Annotated in this window: 20 protein-coding genes and 3 pseudogenes; 16 read left to right on the top strand and 7 right to left on the bottom strand. The window is 60.5% G+C overall.

The features are described from left to right. The first annotated feature begins 71 nt into the window (after positions 1–71). Positions 72–1403: an RNA polymerase factor sigma-54 gene (gene rpoN / locus B5V02_RS02190; RefSeq protein WP_111542617.1), complete on the top strand. Its 1332-nt coding sequence runs from the start codon at positions 72–74 to the stop codon at positions 1401–1403. A 13-nt stretch (positions 1404–1416) separates the two neighbouring features. Here rpoN and B5V02_RS02185 read toward each other — a convergent pair whose 3' ends face one another. The 6 genes and pseudogenes from B5V02_RS02185 to B5V02_RS02165 form a co-directional block, all read right to left on the bottom strand. After that, positions 1417–2013: a nitrogen fixation protein NifQ gene (locus tag B5V02_RS02185; protein WP_111542628.1), complete on the bottom strand. Its 597-nt coding sequence runs from the start codon at positions 2011–2013 to the stop codon at positions 1417–1419. A 433-nt stretch (positions 2014–2446) separates the two neighbouring features. Continuing rightward, positions 2447–3499, bottom strand: a complete 1053-nt coding sequence (locus tag B5V02_RS02180; protein ID WP_111542616.1) for an LLM class flavin-dependent oxidoreductase — start codon at positions 3497–3499, stop codon at positions 2447–2449. 268 nt (positions 3500–3767) lie between these two features. Next, positions 3768–5187: pseudogene (locus B5V02_RS42390) on the bottom strand (SDR family oxidoreductase). 365 nt (positions 5188–5552) lie between these two features. After that, positions 5553–6146 carry a nuclear transport factor 2 family protein gene (locus tag B5V02_RS02170; RefSeq protein ID WP_245445615.1) on the bottom strand — a complete coding sequence of 198 codons (594 nt, stop codon included), beginning with the start codon at positions 6144–6146 and terminating at the stop codon, positions 5553–5555. A gap of 159 nt (positions 6147–6305) precedes the next feature. Beyond that, positions 6306–6440 (bottom strand): annotated as a pseudogene (locus B5V02_RS41365) (ferredoxin); the annotation flags it as partial. Between the two features lie 28 nt (positions 6441–6468). Then, positions 6469–7686 carry a cytochrome P450 gene (locus B5V02_RS02165; protein WP_111542615.1) on the bottom strand — a complete coding sequence of 406 codons (1218 nt, stop codon included), beginning with the start codon at positions 7684–7686 and terminating at the stop codon, positions 6469–6471. 381 nt (positions 7687–8067) lie between these two features. Here B5V02_RS02165 and B5V02_RS02160 point away from each other — a divergent pair, with 381 nt between their 5' ends. After that, positions 8068–8295, top strand: a complete 228-nt coding sequence (locus B5V02_RS02160) for a hypothetical protein (protein ID WP_111542614.1) — start codon at positions 8068–8070, stop codon at positions 8293–8295. On the opposite strand, the gene B5V02_RS02155 is transcribed toward B5V02_RS02160, so the two are convergent. Continuing rightward, positions 8281–9342, bottom strand: a complete 1062-nt coding sequence (locus B5V02_RS02155; protein WP_111542613.1) for a hemin-degrading factor — start codon at positions 9340–9342, stop codon at positions 8281–8283. The genes B5V02_RS02160 and B5V02_RS02155 overlap by 15 nt on opposite strands. A gap of 319 nt (positions 9343–9661) precedes the next feature. On the opposite strand from B5V02_RS02155, the gene B5V02_RS02150 reads away from it, so the two are divergent. The 14 genes and pseudogenes from B5V02_RS02150 (at position 9662) to B5V02_RS02080 (ending at position 21288) form a co-directional block, all read left to right on the top strand. After that, on the top strand, positions 9662–9982 hold the full coding sequence (locus B5V02_RS02150; protein WP_111542612.1) for a HesB/IscA family protein: 321 nt from the start codon (positions 9662–9664) through the stop codon (positions 9980–9982). Between the two features lie 179 nt (positions 9983–10161). Continuing rightward, positions 10162–11379 carry a cysteine desulfurase NifS gene (nifS, locus tag B5V02_RS02145; RefSeq protein ID WP_111542611.1) on the top strand — a complete coding sequence of 406 codons (1218 nt, stop codon included), beginning with the start codon at positions 10162–10164 and terminating at the stop codon, positions 11377–11379. Continuing rightward, the gene (gene nifV, locus B5V02_RS02140; RefSeq protein ID WP_111542610.1) at positions 11376–12536 is read left to right on the top strand and encodes a homocitrate synthase; all 1161 of its coding nucleotides are present in this window, start codon (positions 11376–11378) and stop codon (positions 12534–12536) included. Before nifS ends, nifV begins: the two co-directional genes overlap by 4 nt. Before the next feature lie 410 nt (positions 12537–12946). Next, positions 12947–13327 (top strand): nitrogenase stabilizing/protective protein NifW, encoded by a 381-nt coding sequence (gene nifW, locus B5V02_RS02130; RefSeq protein ID WP_111542609.1) that lies wholly within the window; start codon positions 12947–12949, stop codon positions 13325–13327. A gap of 183 nt (positions 13328–13510) precedes the next feature. Next, positions 13511–14359, top strand: a complete 849-nt coding sequence (locus B5V02_RS02125; RefSeq protein ID WP_111542608.1) for an electron transfer flavoprotein subunit beta/FixA family protein — start codon at positions 13511–13513, stop codon at positions 14357–14359. Between the two features lie 18 nt (positions 14360–14377). After that, positions 14378–15487 (top strand): electron transfer flavoprotein subunit alpha/FixB family protein, encoded by a 1110-nt coding sequence (locus B5V02_RS02120; RefSeq protein WP_111542607.1) that lies wholly within the window; start codon positions 14378–14380, stop codon positions 15485–15487. An 11-nt stretch (positions 15488–15498) separates the two neighbouring features. Continuing rightward, positions 15499–16806, top strand: coding sequence for an FAD-dependent oxidoreductase (locus B5V02_RS02115; protein WP_111542626.1), 1308 nt, complete (start codon positions 15499–15501; stop codon positions 16804–16806). 12 nt (positions 16807–16818) lie between these two features. After that, entirely contained in the window at positions 16819–17118 is a 300-nt protein-coding gene (locus B5V02_RS02110) for a ferredoxin family protein (protein ID WP_111542606.1), read from the top strand. Between the two features lie 309 nt (positions 17119–17427). Beyond that, positions 17428–17523: pseudogene (locus B5V02_RS02105) on the top strand (helix-turn-helix domain-containing protein); the annotation flags it as partial. 515 nt (positions 17524–18038) lie between these two features. Further along, the gene (nifB, locus tag B5V02_RS02100; RefSeq protein ID WP_111542605.1) at positions 18039–19520 is read left to right on the top strand and encodes a nitrogenase cofactor biosynthesis protein NifB; all 1482 of its coding nucleotides are present in this window, start codon (positions 18039–18041) and stop codon (positions 19518–19520) included. A gap of 31 nt (positions 19521–19551) precedes the next feature. Then, a complete protein-coding gene (locus B5V02_RS02095) occupies positions 19552–19746 on the top strand; it encodes a 4Fe-4S dicluster domain-containing protein (RefSeq protein ID WP_038655036.1) in 195 nt (64 codons plus the stop codon). A gap of 89 nt (positions 19747–19835) precedes the next feature. Beyond that, entirely contained in the window at positions 19836–20156 is a 321-nt protein-coding gene (locus tag B5V02_RS02090) for a nitrogen fixation protein NifZ (protein WP_111542625.1), read from the top strand. Then, positions 20153–20365 (top strand): putative nitrogen fixation protein NifT, encoded by a 213-nt coding sequence (gene nifT / locus B5V02_RS02085; protein ID WP_111542604.1) that lies wholly within the window; start codon positions 20153–20155, stop codon positions 20363–20365. The genes B5V02_RS02090 and nifT overlap by 4 nt, the downstream gene beginning before the upstream one ends. 38 nt (positions 20366–20403) lie before the next feature. Continuing rightward, positions 20404–21288: an SIR2 family NAD-dependent protein deacylase gene (locus B5V02_RS02080; RefSeq protein ID WP_111542624.1), complete on the top strand. Its 885-nt coding sequence runs from the start codon at positions 20404–20406 to the stop codon at positions 21286–21288. Positions 21289–21346: the final 58 nt, after the last annotated feature.

The raw sequence follows: 21346 nt of genomic DNA, 5'->3' as shown, positions 1-21346 counted from the left end.
GGTGACGCGCGAGCGTCGACCTGTGAGAGATCGAACTAGCCGCGGTCAAGAGCTTCTTAGACAGGAATACCATGAAATCGTCATTCAGCCTACTTCAGAAACAGTCTCTTGCATTATCGCCTCAACTCATCGAGTCGATTCGCATGCTGCAAATGAACATTCCCGAACTGCATCAGTTCGTGGAGCAGGAGCTCGAGAAAAATCCCCTTCTGGAGTATCCGAAGGGGTCCCGGGATCGGCCCAGGCAGGGGAAATCGAGCACCGCCTTCGAGGAGTTTGTCGCCTTACCCGAAACGTTGCACGACCATGTCGCTAGTCAGATTTCCTTCACCGCCTTCACACCGCACGAGCGGCTGTTTGCTAAGGTGCTTGCGGGTCATCTGGATGACACTGGTTATCTTCGGGCAAGTGCTTCGGAGCTGGCAGGGAACCTAAACATCCCTCTGGCCGATGTGGAACGGGTTATCGGTATCCTGCAGCACCTCGATCCGCCGGGAATTTTCGCACGATCTCTTGGCGAATGTCTTGAGATACAGCTGCGCCAGCGAGACCGGTTCGACCCGGCCATGGCGGCTTTGATTGCCAACCTTGACGTGCTTGCGCGACGCGATTTTCAGACTTTGAAGCTGCGTTGCGGCGTCGATGAGGAAGATCTTCTCGACATGCTGCAGGAAATCCGTGCGCTCGACCCCAAGCCCGGAAACGCATTCCACTCGGGCGCGCCGGAAGGCATCATACCGGACGTCTGGGTCACGCCCTCGCCCGGAGGTGGATGGCAGATCGAGCTTGATCCGAACACGCAGCCCAAGGTGCTGATCAATCAAACTTATGTCGCGGAGGTTTCATGCCAAGTCGCCAAAAAATCGAAAGACATGGCATTTCTCAACGAATGCTTGCAGAACGCGAACTGGTTAATCCGCAGCCTCGATCAGCGCGCCAACACGATCGTCAAGGTTTCGACCGAAATCGTGCGCCAGCAGCATGCCTTTCTGGAATATGGCGTCGCCCACCTACGGCCCCTCAATCTCAAGGCGGTCGCTGACGCGATTAACATTCACGAGTCGACTGTAAGCCGGGTAACGTCGAACAAGTACATGCATACCCCACGTGGGGTGTTCGAGCTCAAGTACTTTTTCACTGTCGCGATCGCCTCTTCCGAAGGCGGCGACGCGCACTCCGCCGAAGCTGTCCGCCATAGGATCAAAGCAATGGTCGCCGAAGAATCGTTTGATAATGTCCTTTCGGACGATGAAATCGCTGACCGGCTCAAGGAATACGGCATCGATCTCGCTCGCCGCACCGTCACAAAATATCGCGAGGCGATGAATATCCCCTCCTCCGTACAGCGGCGCCGGGAAAAACGCTTGTGGCGCAACGGTAATCAAGGCCTCAAGGCCTCGTGACGAAAAGCGGCGTTTAGACCGATGTGACGCGTTCTTCACATTCACCTTCCTCGGGACCGAAGCAATTTTCGAAATCACTGCATTCCCGACAATTGGGCGCAGTGCACAGCGAAAACCCTTCGGCCTCGCAGAGTTTGCGGTAAAAGTACTGCTTCCATTTCATGTTTTGGGTGTTGCCGGCCGCCAGCGTCGGAAAGTGCGTGGCAAGAAGGCGGTTGAGCTCGGCCCGGTCGAGAAGCCCAAGGTCCTGCCACAGATGGCCATCATGCATAGCGCGCCGGGCGAGGATCTTAGCGAAGCGGGCGCTCGCCGGGTCGTTCGGCCGGGCATGTGCCAGTAGTAGGCCGCGCAGAAGTTCTTCCTCTATCTCAGGATCGCTGACGTCTTCCAAGGCGAATGCTGCCATCGCGGTACCGGGGAAACTGCGGGGCAAGACCTCGCGCAGCTCGGCAAGGGAAAGGCCTGTTGACTCCGCCGCTGTCTTGCCAGCCTCGACCTCCTTGAGCGCACAGGAGAAGACGCAGGCAAGTACATGATCGTCGAACTCCTTGTCCGGCTGGATCGCAGGCCGTTGCCCGGGGCCGGCACACACATCGTTTTGAGCGGACATGGTCCCGTTCTCCTGGATTGTCTCGTCACAGCAGCTCTGCCGCAGCAACATGGGTCAGTCAGTCTTTCGGGCACACGTGTGCGCAGGCTCGACCCCAATGGCGTGGTCGGCGAAATCGACCGCCATGATCATGCGATTGAGCTCGCCTTCAAACGCATCGTGTTGCTCGTCGCAGGCGCGAGGATTTCACCCAGGACACGACGCCGTGAAGTTGCCTGACGGCGCGAGCAGGTCCTGAAGCGGCGGGTTAGCCGTGAAGGCTCACCCGTCGGCAGGCGAGATAGTGGGGAACCCCATCTGGGGCCGTCCAGGTTACGGAAGCGCCACTCATCGAAAGCACGCCAAGGTCCGTTCATGAGCGTGCCATTTGAATGCGTTTATGCCGAGTGGAACGAAAAAGAAGCTGCGGCACGAAGTTCGACCCCTTATGAATTCAAACCCACGCATGACCCAGCGCCTTGTTGATCGCGGGAATGATCTTGTCTCCCCAGAGTTCGATCTGGCGCAGCATTGTCTTTTGGTCGAAATCTCCCAACTGGGTCTGGATTGCGATCTGATCCGGTTTCAGAATGTCGATCTCTTCTAGCAAGCGATCAATCACGCGATTCACACTGCCGATCGGCAGATTGTTGCGCATTGCCTCGAAGGACAAATCCTGCTGGGTGGGCATTTCCCGCAGCAGGTAGCCATCGTGGCTTTGCTGGCGGCGCTGATGCAGCGCCTCGGACAGGCGGCGCTGGAAGCGGGCGTTGTCGAGATAGCTGTTGATCTCCTCCTCGTCGTCGCTCGCGTAGCAGCAACGTAACAGCGATATTCTGGCATCGGTGACATTCCTGTCCTCGGAAGCCGCCGCGTCCTTGATTGCTCCGCGCAACGTGCTCAAGCTCTCCAGGCCGTCGTGGAATGCGGTGACAAAGAAATTGTGACCCTCGCGGTAGGCCCGCTTCATGCGGGCCGGCCCGCCGGCCATCCAGATCGGCGGGGCCGGTCTTTGGACGGTGGGTACCGAAATCGCCGTCGGGGGTATCTTCTCATAATGGCCATCGTGCTCGAAGATGTTCTGGTTGAGACCCTTCAGAAGGACGTCGAGGTGTTCCGAAAAGATGGCCGGCGCCTCATCGATATTGACGGCGAAGCGCTCGAACTCGAACTGTTGGTATCCAGAGCCGACGCCGAGTTCCAGGCGACCGTTCGCAAGGATATCGGCGAAGCCGATCTCGGAGAGCAGGCGCTGCGGTTTGTAGAGCGGCAGCACACAGACGGCAGTGCCGAGGCGAATGGTGCTCGTCACGCCGGCGCAGTGGGCCACCATCATCAACGGCGACGGGATCAGGCTGTAGTTGTTGAAGTGGTGTTCTGCGAACCAGGCTGTGCCGAAGCCAGCCTGTTCTGAAACGACCGCCTGTTCGATGGAGTTTCGGATGACGATGTCGGGGGATTGATGATAGCCACGTTGGGCGGCCAGGATGAAGGTGGCGAATTCCACTGTGTTTCCTTGTTTGCTACTGGTTGGCGGATTTGGAAATGCGCTCGTCCGAGACACCGATTGCCTCGGATCGGGCGCCTGGCAGGGGCACAGTGTTACGATAAGCGGTTTTGCGATCCGCGGTTGCGGGCACGCCCAAGAGCTTGTCCCCATGCCGAGGGACGTTGCCCCGCCGACATCTTCGATTGGGGCCGCGCTGCGGGCGCGTCCCAAGCCAGGGTCTCCGCTTTCATGAACGGCACCCGGTCGCCTGGCGAATGTTCGATGTTCAAACAGCGGCCTCCGCAAAGCATTCGTCGAAGAGTTCGCTGGCGTTTCCTGCGTCACCGAACGCGGTCCAGCCGCCGTCCACATAGAGGATCGAGCCGTTGATGTATGAGGCGTCGGACGAAGCCAGGAAAAAAGCAGCATCTGCAACGTCTTCCGGCCGCCCATCCTACCCAAGGGGATTCGCCGTCCGATCGCTTTCGTGTCGATGCGGCGGGCCTTCGCCAACTCGCTAATGGCAGGCGTGCGGATGTAGCCAGGAACGACGGTGGCAGTGCGAATGCCGACGGGCCCCAGTTCGGCCGCCATGCAGCGGGTCAGCATGTCCATCCCCGGCTTCGAGGCGCCATAGGCAATCGCCTCACGCGCGCAAGTGAAGGCGCCGGTGAGATTGACATGCAGGACATGTTCGATCTCTGCAGGCATTTGTTCGATGCCCGCCACAAAAGTGTCGACAGAAGCACCGTTGACAAGGATATCAAGGCGCCCGAAACGCCCCCGCAGCTCCTCAAACAGCGCCACCACCTCGCTCTCGATTGCCACATCCACGGATTTCGCTATGTTCTTCCCGCCGAGCAATGCAGCCAGGAGTGTCGCTGCGGCGCTATCTTTATCGGCGATCATGACGGTGTCACCGTTCGCGGCAAACGGAGAGCAACAGCGGCGCCTACACCGTTCGCGCCACCCGTGACGAGCACGACTCGCGCGTCGGTGCGTACGGCCGGACCGGAAAGTTCTGTTCTGGGGGATCCTTCCACCTCAGGGCTGGCATCCCCGGGTTGGTTGAATGAGATCCAGCCGCCGTCGACCACCAGCACCGATCCAGTGACATAGCCTGCCTTCGCGCTGGCCAGAAAACGCACAGCCCGGGCGATCTCGTCGGGGCGAGCCATGCGCCCCATTGGCACGCGACGTGCCCACTCGCATGCAAGCGACTTCGTCAACGAGATCAGGCCCGCTTTCGAGGCTGTGTAGGCATTGCGCTTGAGATTGCTGGCCACGCCCGACATCGAAGCAAGGTTGACGATGGCACCTCCCGGCCTCATGCGCCTCGCCGCCTCGCGCGCCATGAGGAACGGCCCCATCAGGTTTACTGCCAGGCCGCGTCGGAAGGCGTCGACATCGGTGTCGACAGTGGCAGCCATAGTGGGTCCCACCCCGGCGTTGTTAATGAGGACGCCGATCTGCCCGAACTGTGCTTCGACCCGGCCATAGAGCGCAACGATAGCTCCCCTTGTGAGACATCGCACTCGAAGGCCAAGGTGCGGCTCGCCGAGATCGCGGGCCAGTTCAACCACGCCGCTCCCCGGAAGGTCGACCGCAACAATAGTGTCTCGATCTCCGGCAAGAACATCGACAAGGGCACGGCCGATCCCGCCCGCGGCGCCTGTTATGATGACGACCCGTCCTGCATGCTTCATGGGAACTTTCTCCGGGAGTCTCGGAAATCTCTGCCCCGACGTCGTGCGGCGGAATGGTGTGCCGCGGTAGAGCACCTGTGCTGGTGCCGGTCGCTTGCGTTCCCGGATAGACGTCGTCCGCTTCGACTGCAGTCCAACTCTCTTAGATAGCGAAGTGAAGAGGAACCTCTGAGGATAGACGCTTACCTCGATGAGCGGTTCTGCCGAGGTCCAGCAAATCGAGGCAGACCGACCTCCTCGGCGTGCTCGTGGCCGTCAGAGCAGATCGCTGTCGCGGTCGCGCTGTCGCGGGCAGGCAAACCCTGCCGGCCGCATCTTCACCGGGCAGGGTTGGTCTGGGGGATCGCTGTGGCGTTGCAAAGTTGTCATAGCCCGTCGTCCCCGCTGATGCGTCTCTCCCGTTCGGAAGCTGAGAAGGCATCGCCGCGAGAAGCAATGCGACGCTTCCCGAGCGCGTAGACCGGATCATCCGGGTGCGGTGCTCCAATCGGCTGTCGCGGGCCGAACCGTTCTGATTCAAGCACCGCCGCCGGGATCTGCTCCTCGAGCCAATCGTAGACGACGGTCCGTTCGGCAATCCTCCACTCCCCTTCCCTTCTTTGAAACAGATCGCAGTAGCGCCCGCTTAGCAGCATCTGGCGCATTTCTCCGTCTTTGTCCGGTCCGCGTTGCAACGCGGTGAAATAGCTCTCGACTGCGGCCTCTGCAGGGTTGATGAATTCGATAAGGATGTTCGTGATCTGATGGATGTTGCGCGGTCCGGTCTTGAAGACACCGAGCGCAAACCGGATGAAGCCCTCTGCCGAGCCGCAATAGGCCCCGTGATTGTCATGTGCATCGGGCCAGTAGGCACTACGCAGCGCTGCCTCATCGGCGCGGTCTATCCCGCGGCAGTACCGATAGAGGCAGTCGCGGATCGCCTCACGGTCGAGTAGTTCGGTAATTTTTGCTTGCTCCATAGGGTCTGTCGCAAATTCCATGGTTGTAAGGTGTTCCGGGACGCCGGTCCTCGGTTTGAGGATGGCGTCCGGAACGATTCGCGCAGCGGGTGGATCCTCGATTTCTAGCGCAAGTTCGGGGCAGGATCGCACCCCATCTGGCGCAAGCAGTTGCTCCCCATTCGCAACATCAATGTCACCGGGTAGAATGTAACCCGCCTCATCCAGCTTGAAGACTGCCGGCGCTCGGGCCGAGCATCGCGCGTGACCTTGGCATCTGGCTTTGTGAACGATAATTCGCAAGGCGACCTCCACGTCTGTGCCCCGCTCAGGCCGGGCTTGATCAAGCCCAGTCCAGGATCAGATTTTCGATCCCGAACACATGGCCGCCATGGGTGATGGGTGCTGTTTCCTCCTTGATCCGAAAGGGCGGTATGCGGGCCAGCCACTGCTCCAGGCCAATGACAATTTCGCGCCGGGCGAGATGTGAGCCAAGGCAACGGTGGGGACCATAGCCAAAGGCGGCGTGGCGGTTGCCCTCTCGCTTCAGATCGACCGTGTTGGGGGATTCGAATTCCGCCGGGTCACGATTTGCAATCATCGTGGCGCAGGAAACATAGTCCCCCTTGCGGATCGGCGCGCCTTCGAAATCGATATTTTGTCGTGCCACGCGGATCATCTGAACGCTCGGATAGGCGCGCAGCAATTCTTCGGCTGCGAGCACGATCCGGTCTGGTTCGTTCCGCAGCAATTCCTGATCTTCGAGGTTGCGCGCGAGATAGGCCAAGTCAAAGGCTATGGCTGTAGCGACCGTGTCGAGCCCCGCCACGAAGATAAGCACGCCAATGCCACGGACCTCCTGGTCTGTCAGCCCGCGACCCTCGACCTGTGCCTGCACGATGAAGCTCATGAAATCGTCGACAGGCTCTTTGCGGCGCAGCGCTGCCATTTCGTCAATGAACGCAACAATCGTCCGAGCGGCCGCCGGCCGTCTGACATCGTCGCCGTGGAGCAGATCTTTCGCCCAGCCGACAAATGTATCCAGACGGTGATCCGGCAGTCCGAGAAAGCGAAGGAAGATGTTGACCGCGAAAGGAAAGGCGAAATCCTTCATCACGTCGCAGCTTGTGCCCGACGAGGCGATGCTGTCGATGAGCGTTATCGCTCGCTCGCGGATAGTCGGTTCAAATTCCGTTACACGCTGCGGCGATAACAGCGGATTGAGCAGTGAGCGAAAGACTCCATGGTCCGGTGGATCGAGTTCGAGCGGGATCATCGGCCAGTCTTCGCCCAGTGCGGATGCGAAGATGCTGCGATGACTGGAAAAGATTTCGGTCTCCTGCAGCACCCGGCGCTGATCTGCGGCGCGAGTGATGACCCAAGTACCCTGCCCGGCCCGCGTGTTCCAAGGCGAATAAAAGATCGGCGGTCCGGCATGCACGCAAGCGACTGTTGCGTGCGGATCGCCATTGGCCGTCGGGGACATGCCTGGCGACGTAAAAAGACTGAAGTCTCCCACCATTTCCGGCGGGACATGATCTGGAACCGGGTTGGTCGCCATTTGGTTCTCCTGCGTTCAGGCGTTTACGCGCTCGACTGAGATCGTAAGGCTGTTCATCAGATGACCGCTGAGCTGCGTAACGTACTGCCGACATCGCCTCGGATAACATCGAGCAAGTTGCGTGCCGAATAGACGCACCGTTGGGGCTGCGCATATATCCGCAGTAGCGACCCGGTGGGGCTACGCTTGGTAGGGCTTTCGACATTCGTCCGTTCCAGACACGACAACGTCGCGCCCAGAAAGCTAACGAGGAGCCTAGTGGAAGCAGGCTAAGGTCGAACGAGGTCACCGGTCAGACGGGGTGTAGTCGGCGGTAGCGAAGCCGCTCGCGAGCGCGCCGCGCCCGGCGGTTCCCGGGCACAATCAGAACGGAGAACTAGAATGAAGATCCGCTCCAAGATGCGGATCACCTCGATCACCCCCTACCCGCCGACGCCGGAAGGAACGCCGACACAGGAAACGCTTAAGTTTCACGCCGTAGCGAAGGATGGCCGGTACCCGTCCGACGGCAGCGATGAAGCGGTCGACAGCAAAATCCGGAGTAGCGGCGCGGACGCCGAGCGAAAATTGAAATCAATATGCCTCGGTATTACCTCAAGCGGCGGTTGAATTGGGGATGCGCGGCAGGTTCTCGGTCAGTAGCCGCCATTCTTCGCGCTCGGGTTCGCCTTCCTTGCGCGTCCCGAAAAACTGGATGATCAACTTGCCGTCGGCGCCATAGGCTTCGAGTGACGTGACGTGGCCGTCCCTGGTCGGCTTGCGCACGGCCCAAACCTCGCGGATGTGGTGGGTCCTGAGATGCAGGTGGAAAGTGGCGTCGAGTACGTTGATCCAAGGCCCGATCTGCCTGAGCAACTTGATCGGTCCGGAATGGATCTGGATGCAGCCACGATTGCCGACAAAGCACATGATCGGCATCTCTGCATCGGCGACACGACGGAACATGCCGCCAATGGCAGCATTGTCAAGCAGCCAGGCGTAGTCCTGGCCGACCATGCGGACCGCGCGGCGGCGGCTGAGGTTCAGCTTCTTCAGCATGCCGAAGAACTGGTGTACGTCGGTCAGCTGGCTCCAGTGCTCCCGTAGGTCGTCGATTGTAGCGGCTTGGTCCGGAACCTTTGCCTCATTTTCGGCTGACCTCGTCTTAAGCGATACGATCGGCTCCTGGTTCGAGGATTGGAGCTCGTCTGTCAGTCTTTGATAGGCATAGAGGTTTGAGGACGGCCTCAGATGCACCTTGTGCACTGCCTCGCCTGCGGCGTCGAAAAATTGCAGGCTGCGGCGGATCTCCCCGCCTTCGCGTGTCTCGACGGCAAAGCCATGCACCCACACCTTCGGGAAGATGCGCAAATCAATGTCATTGCCGAGCACCATGGCGTGATGATTGCCGGTGAGCACGTTGTCGTAGGTACCTATCTTCTCATGCTCGGCACTGTCATTGCTGGTCAGCGCCATCACCTCGCCCACCGCCTCGAGACCGGTTAGCACATCATTGACGCGCGGCTCGATGCGCACCGTGCCAAAACCGCAATGTGCCGCGGAGAGCTCCGCTTCCGAAATGCCCAATTGGCCAGCGAGATCGCGGCCGCGGATTTTGGGGCTGTCTTCGCGTGCTCGCCGGATTATCTCCGGCGAAGGTTTCTCGCGCTGGTGCATGTCTTACCTCTCTTGCCCATACTGTCGGTTAGGAGCCTTGGTCCTCGCCAAAAGGGAGCCTCAAAACTCGTGCCAATTGCTAAAAGCATCTCGGAAACTGGCCTAGGTGCCAGTTCATCGGGAACTCGGGCACGACATCCCTGTGGCGGACCCGACAAATCCGACAATACGTGTCGACTGCCCGACGCCTTCGCGGCAATTCCGAACCGGAATCGCGGCCGTGTTGCGGTGTCGCACTGTTCGAGAACGGTTTTTCTCATTGGCACGGCTCATGCACGTTGATCCGCAAAATCGTCACGCACTGAGGAGAAAGCGAGCCATGATTACGCTCACCGACAAGGCCGTTGCCGCCGTCAAGACCGCCCTTTCCGCCGCTACTGACCCCGCTGAAGGCTTTCGCATCATGGTCGAGGCCGGCGGCTGCTCCGGCTTCAAATACTCAATTGGTCTGGAGAGCGTCCAGCGCGAGGGCGACGCGATCCTCGAGACAGATGGGATCAAGGTGTTCGTAGACGCCGGCTCCCAGCCGCATGTCGCCGGCATGACCGTCGACTTCGTCACCGGTTTCGAATCCTCCGGCTTTGTCTTCGACAATCCTAACGCGCGAGCGAAGTGCTCCTGCGGCAAGTCCTTCGGCTGATCGTCGAAGACGGAGAGAGGGCGCGAGAGGTGAGCTTGTCGCTGGCGACGGCGGCACCCTGTCTAGGTCAACTTGTGGCGAGCTGCACCGGCTCTGGATCGTCTCGGCTATCAACGCCGTGTGCAGGCTCGATGAGTCCTTGCGCTTAACGTCATTCCGCTCGATTGGAGACCACACCCATGTCAGTTGTCTATCTCGACAACAACGCCACGACACGGGTCGATCCCGGGGTCGTTCAAGCGATGTTGCCCTTCCTTACGGATCAATTCGGCAACCCTTCGTCGGCGCACGGTCTTGGCACCCTTGCCGGCGCTGCGTTGAGGAACGCGCGGCGGCAGTTGCAGGCACTGATCGGTGCGGAGTCCGATGACGAGATCACCTTCACCTCGGGTGGGACGGAAAGCGACAACGCGGCCATTCTTTCGGCACTCGAGGTGATCCCTGACCGGACAGAGATCGTGACTTCCGTCGTCGAACATCCGGCCGTGCTGACGCTTTGCGCGCATCTCGAGCGGACGCGCCGGGTCAAGGTGCACAGGATCCCGGTGGATCGCCATGGCCGGCTCGACATTGAGGCTTACCGGGCTACCCTCACCCCAAACGTGGCAATCGTCTCCATCATGTGGGCCAACAACGAGACTGGTACGATCTTCCCCGTCGCCAAGCTCGCCGAATTGGCCAAGGAAGTCGGCGCCCTCTTCCACACCGATGCCGTGCAGGCGGTCGGCAAGCTCCCGATGAACCTGAAATCGACCGCTATCGACATGCTGTCACTCTCCAGCCATAAATTTCATGGACCGAAAGGCGTCGGAGCACTTTTCGTCAAGCGCGGCGTGCCCTTCCACTCGCTGATCAAAGGGGGTCATCAAGAGAGAGACCGGCGTGCGGGCACCGAAAACACGCCCGGCATAGTCGGGCTCGGCAGGGCAGCCGAACTCGCCCTGAAATTCATGGATGCCGAGACCACACGGATAAAGTGGCTCCGGGACCGGCTCGAGAACGGGGTTCTTCAGCGTGTCCCAAACTCCTTTGTCAACGGCGATCCGTTGGAGCGCTTGCCGAACACCCTAAACATCGCCTTCGAACGTATCGAAGGTGATGGAATCCTGCATCTCCTCGACCGCATGGGCATCGCCTGTTCCTCCGGCCCCGCCTGCACCTCCGGCTACCCGGAGCCGAGCCACGTCCTGAGGGCGATGAATATCGCACATGGGGCGGTCCGCTTCTCTTTCTCGCGTGACAACGACCAAGACGACGTGGACCGAGTGCTCGAGGTCTTGCCTGCCATCGTGGATAAGCTGCGCGAGCCCCTCAGTTCTGCGCCGGAAGGGCGGAGTGCCGAAGACCGTCAATGCGGTCCAGGTCTCAGCGCCGGAAGCACCGGCGACCATTCATGAGCAGTCAGGTCTTTCTCAACGATACGACCCTGCGCGACGGCGAGCAGGCACCCGGCGTTGCTTTCACGGTGGCGGAAAAACTTGAGATCGCTGAGTCGCTTGCGGCAGCCGGCGTCCATGAGATCGAGATCGGCACGCCGGCAATGGGCGCCGACGAGATCGACGCAATTCGCGCCGTGGTCGCGCGGAGCCTCCCGGTGCGGCTCACGGCCTGGTGCCGGATGACCTCACCGGATCTCGATGCAGCGATCAAGAGCGGGGTCCGCGCCGTCAATCTGTCGTTGCCTGCATCGGACATCCAACTTGCCGCCAAGCTCGGCCTCGATCAAGCAGGAGCGCTCCAGCTTATCGAGTATATGGTCGGGCGCGCAGCCGCCAGCGGCTTCTCCGTCGCCGTGGGCTGCGAGGATGCTTCGCGAGCCGACCGGGATCATCTCGCCCGCGTTATCAAGACGGCGGCGCGCGCCGGCGCAAGCCGCGTGAGGTTGGCTGACACAGTCGGCGTTCTCGACCCCTTTTCGACCTTCGAGCTTGTCGCCCAGCTCGCCGCGGAGTCTCTCGTCGACCTCGAATTCCATGCGCACAACGATCTCGGCCTCGCTACGGCCAACACCCTGGCGGCGATCCGCGCCGGCGCGCGCCATGCTTCAGTCACCGTCCTTGGACTCGGCGAGCGCGCGGGCAATGCCGCGCTTGAAGAGGTGGCCGCCGCGTTAGCCGTCCTCCAGCACGCAGATACTGGCATCGACCTGACCGCATTGCCCGCCCTGGCAGCCAAGGTGGCGCAGGCGTCACGCCGACCGACAGCCGCCACCAAGCCGATCGTCGGGGCCGATGTTTTTGCCCATGAATCCGGCATTCACGTCGCAGGGCTGCTGAAGGACCCGCGAACCTATCAGGGGCTCGATCCGGCTCTCGTTGGCCGCTGCCGGCGTATCGTCATCGGGAAGCATTCCGGCGTCACCGCGATCGCCCATGTGCTGAGCGAAAGCGGCCGCGATCTCGACCCGGATCTGGCGGCCGCGATGCTTGTCTGCATCCGCCGCAAGGCGGCCAAGCTCAAATCGAGCATCACCGCCATGCAACTGGTCGATATCTATGACCGAATGTGCAGCGAGGCAGCAGGCGCGACTTTGGCATCGAGTGAGGTGGCCTGATGTCGCTTGTCGTCGCCATCATCTCGAATCGTACAGCAGCCACGCGGAGAAGGCGTTCCGCCGTCCCATTGGCTATGACGTCCAAAACCCTCTGGAGATCAAGGCGCATGATCCGGCCGCGTCTGGCCGGTCTCCTCATAGGTGCAAGCAACAAGACCTCGGTCCCACCCAGGTCGGAGCCCAGCCAGATCGAGAGCCAATGCGGCAATAATCGAGCCCATCTCGCATTGCACGGCGCTGCGCATGCGCCCGTTCGCCACGCCCGGGCTGGGCACCGGATGCCCAGCCTTGGCGACGAAGCGATTGTCTCGCTGGCTCAGCCCACCTGGTTCATCAAGCTGCGGGTTTCGCGGCTGCAGATCAGAGTTTTTCGTATCTGACCCCACGGTTTTCCGACAAGGGAGAATGCAATGACCTGTTCCGCTGACGGCCGTCCCATCGACGTCACCGATATCCTCGCGCGACTGAAAGGCCTGTCGGCCGCGGAGGAGTTCTTCTCTGTCCTTGGCGTCTCCTATGATCCGAAGGTACTCAATGTTTCACGGCTCCATATCATGAAGCGTGTGGGACAATACCTTGCTGAGGAAGATTTCTCCGGTCTGCCCGACCAGGTGATCGCCGCGCGCGTGCGCGCCATGCTGGAACGGGCTTACGGGGACTTCGCGGTTTCCTCGCCGCTCACGCACCGGGTCTTCAAGGTGCTCAAAGACCACGATCCGGACAAAGCTTGCACGACAGGCCGCGGCTACGTTCCGTTCGATTCCGTCCTGAAGCGGTTCGGCAGGGAATAAGGACGACATAGCTGCGACGCGACAATGTCAACAACCCGACAAATCCGGTCATCGCGACGGCGTCTTCAGAAATGACCAGCCGAATTTCAAAGGAATAGTGGCCGCAAAGCACTTGGCACGAATGATGCTGCCAAGAACTCGCACCGCCAGCCCGCATCCGGTTAACAGCGTAGAGAAACGCCAATGCACATCGTCGTCAGCATAAAGCAGGTGCCGGACTCGGCACAGATACGGGTCCATCCAGTGACGAACACCATCATGCGCCAGGGTGTGCCGACCATCATAAACCCCTACGACCTATTCGCCCTCGAAGAAGCACTCAGGCTACGCGACGCTTATGGTGGGGAGGTCACCGTGCTCACTATGGGCCCACCCATGGCAGAGGACTCCCTGCGCAAGGCGCTTGGCTACGGCGCCGATCGCGCGGTGCTTTTGACCGACCGCTATTTTGCCGGTTCCGACACACTGGCGACGTCATTTGCTCTCTCTCAGGCAATCGCGAAGATTGGCGAAACCTTCGGCACGCCGGACGTGGTCTTCACGGGCAAGCAGACGATCGACGGCGACACCGCGCAAGTCGGGCCCGGCATCGCCAAGCGTCTCGATCTCCACCAACTCACCTATGTCGCGAAAATCGCTACCATTGATCTTGCTGCGCGCGAGATCACGGTGGAGCGTCGTTGCGAGGGCGGGACGCAGACGCTGAAGAGCAAGCTGCCTTGCCTCATCACCATGCTGGAAGGCACCAACGAGATGCGTCGGGGCTCGATCGAAGACGCATTGAGCGCTGCGCGGAGGCAGATTGTGAAATGGAGTGCGGCCGAGGCGGGCATTGAGGACCTCACCAAGTGCGGCTTGCGTGGCTCGCCGACGGTCGTCAAACGCGTTTTCGCCCCTACCGCGCGGTCGGAAAAGGCGGCGCAAATTGACACGGCCGAAAAGACGCTGCGCGATCTCGCCGACGAACTGATTGTTGCAATTTTCACCCGCCAGCCGGCACTGGAACCGGAACTGGCCTTCGACGGCGCCTGACGGCAAGGAGCAGACCATATGTCGAACGCGACCCCAGACACCCCCCGCCCGCCCGCCGGCCGTGCCGGGATGAAGAAGGAGCTGCCCGAGCGTTTCAGGGCCTATCGGCACGTTTGGGTTTTCATCGAGCTCGAACGCGGCCAGGTCCACTCCGTATCCTTCGAATTGCTTGGTGAGGGCCGCAAGCTAGCAGACAAACTTGGCGTCCAGCTCGCGGGCGTTGTGCTCGGACCGCCGGAAGAAGCCACCCAGAACGCAGTCGCCCAAGCCTTCGCCTATGGCGCCGACCTTGTCTACTTCGTCGAGGCGCCGCTGCTCGCCGACTATCGGAATGAGCCTTTCACCAAGGCGATGACCGATCTGGTTGATACTTACAAACCCGAGATTCTGCTTCTCGGTGCGACCACGCTCGGCAGGGATCTCGCCGGGTCCGTCGCGACGACCTTGCTGACAGGGCTCACGGCCGACTGCACCGAACTCGATGTGGATGCCGACGGTTCGCTTGCCGCGACCCGTCCGACTTTTGGGGGTTCCTTGCTATGCACGATCTACACGCTCAACTACAGGCCGCAGATGGCGACGGTGCGACCGAGGGTCATGCCCATGCCGCAGCGGGCGGACAGAGCGATCGGGCGCGTCATCGTGCACAAGCTGTCGCTGGCCGAGGATGAAATCGTCACCAAAATCCTCGGCTTTCTGCCGGATAGCCAATCAGGCACAGCCAATCTCGCCTATGCCGATGTGGTGGTTGCGGGAGGGCTCGGCCTAGGCGGGGCGGAGAACCTGCAGCTTGTGAAGAGTCTCGCGCGAGCGATTGGCGCTGAATTTGGCTGTTCGCGGCCGCTGGTCCAAAAGGGCTGGATGCCGGCGGATCGGCAGATCGGCCAAACTGGCAAGACAATCCGGCCGAAGCTTTACATAGCGGCTGGTATTTCCGGCGCGATCCAGCACCGCGTTGGAGTTGAGGCAGCAGATCTCATCGTGGCCATCAACACCGACCCGAACGCTCCGATTTTCGATTTCGCTCACCTCGGGATCGTCACCGATGCGGTGCGCTTCCTCCCCGCGCTGACCGAGGCCTTCACCCGGCGGCTGTCACCGCACAGCCGCGACAAGCTTGCGAGCTAAGGGAGATGGAGATGATCAACGAAGAGTTCGACGCCATTGTCATCGGGGCCGGCATGTCCGGGAACGCAGCTGCTTACACCATGGCAAGCGACGGCTTGAAGGTACTCCAGTTGGAGCGAGGTGAATATCCGGGCTCCAAGAATGTCCAGGGCGCCATCATGTACGCGAACATGCTGGAGAAGATCATCCCGGATTTCCGCGATGATGCACCTCTGGAGCGGCATCTGGTCGAACAGCGGCTATGGGTGATGGACGAGTCCTCCCACACCGGGATTCACTATCGGTCGGAGGACTTCAACGAGGTGAAGCCCAATCGCTATACCATCATCCGCGCCCAGTTCGATAAGTGGTTTTCGCGCAGGGTGCGCGAGGCCGGCGCGACGGTTCTGTGCGAGACGACCGTGACGGAACTCGTGCGTGACGACAAGGGCAAGGTGATCGGGGTCGGGACGGATCGGGCTGGCGGAGCGATCTACGCGGACGTCGTTGTTCTTGCAGAAGGTGTCTGCGGGCTGCTTGGCACGCGAGGCGGCCTGCGCAAGATGCTGACGCCGGAAGCCGTGGCGCTGGCCGTCAAGGAAATGCATTTCTTGCCCGAAGAGGTCATTGAGCAGCGGTTCGGCGTCAAAGGGAGTGAAGGCTGCGTGATCGAGGCAGTCGGCACGATATCCCACGGAATGGCCGGGCTCGGGTTCCTCTACACCAACAAGGAATCGATCTCCCTGGGCATCGGCTGCCTGGTCTCGGATTTCACCGCGAAGATGGAGAGCCCTTACGCCCTCCTGGACGCGCTAAAAAACCATCCTTCGATCCGGCCGCTGATCGCCGGTTCGGAGGTGAAAGAATACGCGGCGCATCTCATTCCTGAAGGTGGCTACAAGGCAATTCCGCAGCTCTTTGGCGACGGTTGGGTCGTTGTTGGCGATGCTGCGCAATTGAACAACGCCATTCACCGCGAGGGTTCGAACCTCGCCATGACCTCCGGTCGCATTGCGGCTGAGGCTATCATCCAGGTCAAGAAACGCCACGATCCCATGACCAAACGGAACCTCGCCCTTTACAAGACCATGCTGGATGAATCCTTCGTGGTGAAGGACCTGCGGAAATACAAAGACATGCCAGCCTTACTCCATAATAACGCCGGTAATTTCTTCACGACCTACCCACGGTTAATGTCGGAAGCCGCGCAGAACTTCATGCGGGTCGACGGCACGCCAAAGATCGAGAAGGAAAAGGCGACCACGGCAGCCTTCATCAAAGCGCGATCGCGGTTGGGTCTGGTCAGCGACGCGATCCGCCTGGCATTGGCGTGGCGGTGAGGCACTGACGACATGACGAACCCAGTGACGAATTTGCGTGTCGAGGACAAGCTCTACCAGAACCGCTATCTGGTGGACTCCGGCCGTCCGCATATAAGGGTGCGACCGCACGAGCAACCAAGCGCGAATCTGCTGGCGCTGACCCGCGTCTGTCCAGCGAAATGCTATGAGTTGAACGACAAGGGTCAGGTTGAAATCACCGCTGATGGCTGCATGGAGTGCGGCACCTGCCGCATCTTGTGCGAGACCAGCGGCGAGATCGAATGGAACTATCCGCGCGGTGGCTTCGGTGTCCTCTTCAAGTTCGGATGATCGGCGTTTGCACCGTTTTATAGGGCACTTGTGTACTCTTGGCGTTACCGCAAGCGCCAACCGCTGCTGGCACCGTCCTCGCAAAGGGGGTGGGTGAACAGTGTGCTTCCAGAATTGCAGGAAAGGCGCTTGGGAGGAGCATTCTGGACCACAACTCCTGAGGTGTTTCCGTGGCTCACATACCGCTAGATCGGGTTAACGAAGTAGGACTTCGAGACACCCGCCGCGAACCGGGCAGCGATGCTGCTCTCCCACGCAGATGTCCGGCTCAGGGGAATCTACGAGATATCGAAGGCCTTGCGAATGCCTTACTGGGTCCAGGCCAAGGCCGCTCGCATCCTCGGCGCCACGCCGCGGCAGGTCGGATACGCTTTGCGCCGACATAGTATCGAGGTGAAGAAATTCCCGCGTTCTCACGACGTGAAGAACAAGACCACACCCCTGCGCCAGGTGCGCGGGACGCTGTCAGAGCCTGGGCCAAGCTGCTCGGGCCTCTGACGATCATCACCCTCTTGATCGCGGTCATGACGGAGCCCATTCGGGCGTCTTGACGAGAGTAAAGGGGAGGCACCGCCTCTCCTAACCGGAACCATGCCGACACAGTATGCGGCGACAACTTCACCACCGATGAGTTCGCCGCCGCCGAGATCGACATCTTCGTCGGAGACCGGTCGAGAACGTTGTGCCGAAGCGATCAGGGGTGAATTGATCGACAGGGGATTTCTGTCTCTCAATGATGTCCGGCCGCAGTCGCTTCCTCACGTTCTGCGGGTAGCCACTGTCGCAAGTCAGACAAACTATGTCGGAGCAACCCCATGATATCTGACGCGAAAGCCGATTGCCGGTCATAATGCCGCCTTTTGAGTTGGCATTGCGCTTGCGCTTAGAACTGCGACGTCAACCCGCAACGGAGCCGTTCAATGTCCGCACCCGTGATTTCGGTCGAGAGCCTGACCGACACGAGGCTCTCCGACCAGTCGCTGGCGAGCGCGAATTCGGGTGGCTGCGCATCTACCTCCTGCGGATCGTCGAGAAGACCGGACGATCTGGATCCGGCTGTCTGGGACAAGATCAAGGATCACCCGTGCTTTTCAGAAGAGGCGCATCACTATTTCGCGCGCATGCACGTCGCTGTCGCGCCTGCGTGCAACGTCCAGTGCAACTACTGCAATCGCAAATATGACTGCGCCAACGAAAGCCGGCCCGGGGTTGTCTCGGAAAAGCTGACGCCCGACCAGGCGGTACGCAAAGTGATCGCGGTCGCCAACGAAGTGCCGCAGCTTTCCGTGCTCGGCATCGCCGGACCGGGTGATGCCTGCTACGACTGGGAGAAGACGAAGGCGACGTTCGAACGCGTCGTGAGGGAAATCCCCGACGTCAAGCTTTGCGTCTCTACCAATGGGCTCGCGCTGCCGGACCATGTCGCCGAGCTTGCCGGCATGAATGTCGATCACGTGACGATCACCATCAACATGGTCGATCCGGAAGTCGGCACAAAGATCTATCCCTGGATCTTTTACAACCGTCGCCGCTACGTCGGCATCGAAGCCGCCAGGATTCTGCACGAGCGGCAGATGCTTGGCTTGGAGATGCTGAGCGCGCGCGGCATCCTCACCAAAATCAATTCGGTGATGATCCCTGGAGTAAACGACCAGCACCTCATAGAGGTGAACAAGTGGGTCAAGCAGCGCGGCGCGTTCCTGCACAACGTCATGCCCCTGATTTCGGACCCAGCTCACGGCACGTACTACGGACTGACCGGGCAGCGCGGCCCAAATGCAATAGAGATGAAGGCTCTTCAGGATCGTCTTCAAGGCGGCGCCAAGCTGATGCGCCACTGCCGGCAGTGCCGGGCAGATGCCGTCGGTCTGCTCGGCGAGGATCGTGGGCAGGAATTCACGCTCGACCAGATTCCCGGCGAGCTCACCTACGATGCCAGCAAGCGCGAAGCCTATCGGGCGCTGGTCGCGGAAGATCGCCGTGATCACCTGGCGGCCAGGAGCGAAGCCATCGGGATGGTCAAGACAGCGAGTTCCGGCAAGTCCCTCCTCGTCGCGGTGGCGACTAAGGGCGGCGGCCGCGTCAACGAACACTTCGGCCATGCCAAGGAGTTCCAGGTGTATGAAGCCTCGCCGATGGGGATCAGCTTCGTCGGGCACCGCAAGGTAGAGCAGTATTGCCTCGGCGGTTGGGGCGAGAACGCCACTCTCGAGGGCGTCATCGCTGCGCTGGAAGGCATAGACATCGTGCTTTGCGCCAAGATTGGAAACTGCCCCAAGGATCAGCTGGCGGACGCCGGTATCCGAGCAACCGACGCTTATGGCTATGACTATATCGAAACGGCAATCGGCGCGATTTACGCCGCCGAGTCCGGCGTCCCGGCACTCGCGGCGATCGCCTGAGCCGTCTCATTCCACTCAAACAGGAGTCAAAATGGCTTTCAAGATCATCGCATCCCAATGCACGCAATGTGGCGCCTGCGAATTCGAATGCCCATCCGGTGCGATCAAGTTCAAAGGCGAGAGCTACGTGGTCGAGCCGCAGAAGTGCACCGAATGCGAGGGAGCATTCGACACGCAGCAATGTGCCTCGGTATGCCCGGTGCCGAAGACCTGCGTTCCTGCCTGATCCCAATTAAGCAACCGGCATCGCGGCTGCCTTTGGGAGTGCCTGCGCGCCTCATCAACAACTGTAGCCTCAAGAAACAAGGAACCGCCATGCGGCTCGCACGCGAACAGGAGGTCGAAATCCGCAGGCCTCCCCAATTCAGGCCGGGAGAGCGGGTCCGTGCCACTCGTCACATAAAGAATGACGGCACCTATCCTGGCAGGGAGATCGGCGAAAATCTCGTGCGCAAGGGTGAAGAGGGTTATGTGCGCGACATCGGCACCTTTCTACAGCAGTTCTTTATCTACGCGGTCGAATGGATCGACCGTGGCACCGTCGTTGGCATGCGAGCGCGTGAATTGATGAGCCTCGACAAAGCCGACCTTCCCTGCAGGGCCGAAGAAAACGCGAAGCAAGGAACGGCCCGATGAAAGTAATGATCCGTAGGACCGATGCCGGATTGTCCGCGTATGTTCCCAAAAAAGATCTCGAAGAGGCGATTATCAAGTTCGAGAACCAAGACTTGTGGGGCGGGGTCGTAACGCTCAGGAACGGCTGGCGCCTCCTCCTACCCGATCTTCCCCCGAATACGCGTCTGCCGATCACCGTCGAGGCAAGGAAGCTTCCGGACGAGAACTGATGCTGCGCCTTAATCAGAGGCGTCGAGAGGAAACGAGCATGAACACGATCCCGACCTCGGGCCACCTCGTGGTCGTCCGCGACAGTTTTGCCCGAAAGCTGCTTGAGCTGGCCAGACGAGCGCTCGTCTGCGATCAGGTGATCCCGTATCTCGGTCCGGGTCTCCTCCGGCTCGGCTCCGCGGAGCCGCCCGTACCGTCGACCCCCGAAGCCGTTGCCGCGGCACTCAACACGCGGGCGCCAGCCCCCTCGAAGATCCGCACCAATATGTGGTCGGTCGCGCAGTTCATCGAACAGCGCCGGCATCGCCGCACACTTCAAGCTTGGATGACCGAGATATTCGCGGCGCCGGCGACGCCGACCACCCTCCACGCCTGGCTCGCAAAACTCCCGCTCTCCCTCATCGTCGACAGCTGGTACGAAGGCGCGATGCGCGCAGCGCTAGCAGAGGCCGGCCGAACCGACGTCGTCGAGATACAAGGCATCACGCGGGCGAACGAGTTTGCTAACGTTTGGACCCGCACTTACGACTTGGCCGGAAGGGAACTTGACGCCGGAGCAGCGACAAAGACGGTTCTCTATACGCCTCATGGCAGTGTAAGACCGGCCGCAAATTTCCTCATCGCCGATTCCGACTATGTCGAAGCCCTGACCGAAATCGACATCCAGACGCCAATCCCTGACGTGGTCAAGGAACGGCGCACCGACCGGGGCTTTTTCTTCGTCGGCTGCCGTTTCAACGATCAGATGCTGCGCACTTACGCCAGGCAGATCATGAAGCGCTCAGAAGGCCCACGCTACGCGATTATGGACGCGCAAACGCTGACGAGAAACGAAGCCCGTTTCCTTGGGGCAAGCGGGATCACGGTGATTGACATGCCAGAGAGCGAAGCCATGGCGCAACTCGCGGGGTCAGCGTCTTGAGACCATGGCCTGGATCAACTTGAGGACGCCTTTGATGTGAGTCGACCGGCTTGCTTCC

The sequence above is a fragment of the Mesorhizobium kowhaii genome, from assembly GCF_003253745.1.
Classification (GTDB): Bacteria; Pseudomonadota; Alphaproteobacteria; order Rhizobiales; family Rhizobiaceae; genus Mesorhizobium; species Mesorhizobium kowhaii.
This window is presented reverse-complemented; position numbering and strand designations above follow the sequence as displayed.

Coding starts and splice junctions, on each gene's coding strand:
- B5V02_RS02165 (WP_111542615.1), bottom strand. CDS start 7,686: ATGGCGACCAACCCGGTTCCAGATCATGTCCCGCCGGAAATGGTGGGA.
- nifS (WP_111542611.1), top strand. CDS start 10,162: ATGTCAGTTGTCTATCTCGACAACAACGCCACGACACGGGTCGATCCC.
- nifV (WP_111542610.1), top strand. CDS start 11,376: ATGAGCAGTCAGGTCTTTCTCAACGATACGACCCTGCGCGACGGCGAG.
- B5V02_RS02160 (WP_111542614.1), top strand. CDS start 8,068: ATGAAGATCCGCTCCAAGATGCGGATCACCTCGATCACCCCCTACCCG.
- B5V02_RS02115 (WP_111542626.1), top strand. CDS start 15,499: ATGATCAACGAAGAGTTCGACGCCATTGTCATCGGGGCCGGCATGTCC.
- B5V02_RS02080 (WP_111542624.1), top strand. CDS start 20,404: ATGAACACGATCCCGACCTCGGGCCACCTCGTGGTCGTCCGCGACAGT.
- B5V02_RS02125 (WP_111542608.1), top strand. CDS start 13,511: ATGCACATCGTCGTCAGCATAAAGCAGGTGCCGGACTCGGCACAGATA.
- B5V02_RS02185 (WP_111542628.1), bottom strand. CDS start 2,013: ATGTCCGCTCAAAACGATGTGTGTGCCGGCCCCGGGCAACGGCCTGCG.
- B5V02_RS02095 (WP_038655036.1), top strand. CDS start 19,552: ATGGCTTTCAAGATCATCGCATCCCAATGCACGCAATGTGGCGCCTGC.
- rpoN (WP_111542617.1), top strand. CDS start 72: ATGAAATCGTCATTCAGCCTACTTCAGAAACAGTCTCTTGCATTATCG.
- B5V02_RS02120 (WP_111542607.1), top strand. CDS start 14,378: ATGTCGAACGCGACCCCAGACACCCCCCGCCCGCCCGCCGGCCGTGCC.
- B5V02_RS02170 (WP_245445615.1), bottom strand. CDS start 6,146: ATGGAGCAAGCAAAAATTACCGAACTACTCGACCGTGAGGCGATCCGC.
- B5V02_RS02155 (WP_111542613.1), bottom strand. CDS start 9,342: ATGCACCAGCGCGAGAAACCTTCGCCGGAGATAATCCGGCGAGCACGC.
- nifT (WP_111542604.1), top strand. CDS start 20,153: ATGAAAGTAATGATCCGTAGGACCGATGCCGGATTGTCCGCGTATGTT.
- B5V02_RS02150 (WP_111542612.1), top strand. CDS start 9,662: ATGATTACGCTCACCGACAAGGCCGTTGCCGCCGTCAAGACCGCCCTT.
- B5V02_RS02090 (WP_111542625.1), top strand. CDS start 19,836: ATGCGGCTCGCACGCGAACAGGAGGTCGAAATCCGCAGGCCTCCCCAA.
- nifW (WP_111542609.1), top strand. CDS start 12,947: ATGACCTGTTCCGCTGACGGCCGTCCCATCGACGTCACCGATATCCTC.
- B5V02_RS02110 (WP_111542606.1), top strand. CDS start 16,819: ATGACGAACCCAGTGACGAATTTGCGTGTCGAGGACAAGCTCTACCAG.
- nifB (WP_111542605.1), top strand. CDS start 18,039: ATGTCCGCACCCGTGATTTCGGTCGAGAGCCTGACCGACACGAGGCTC.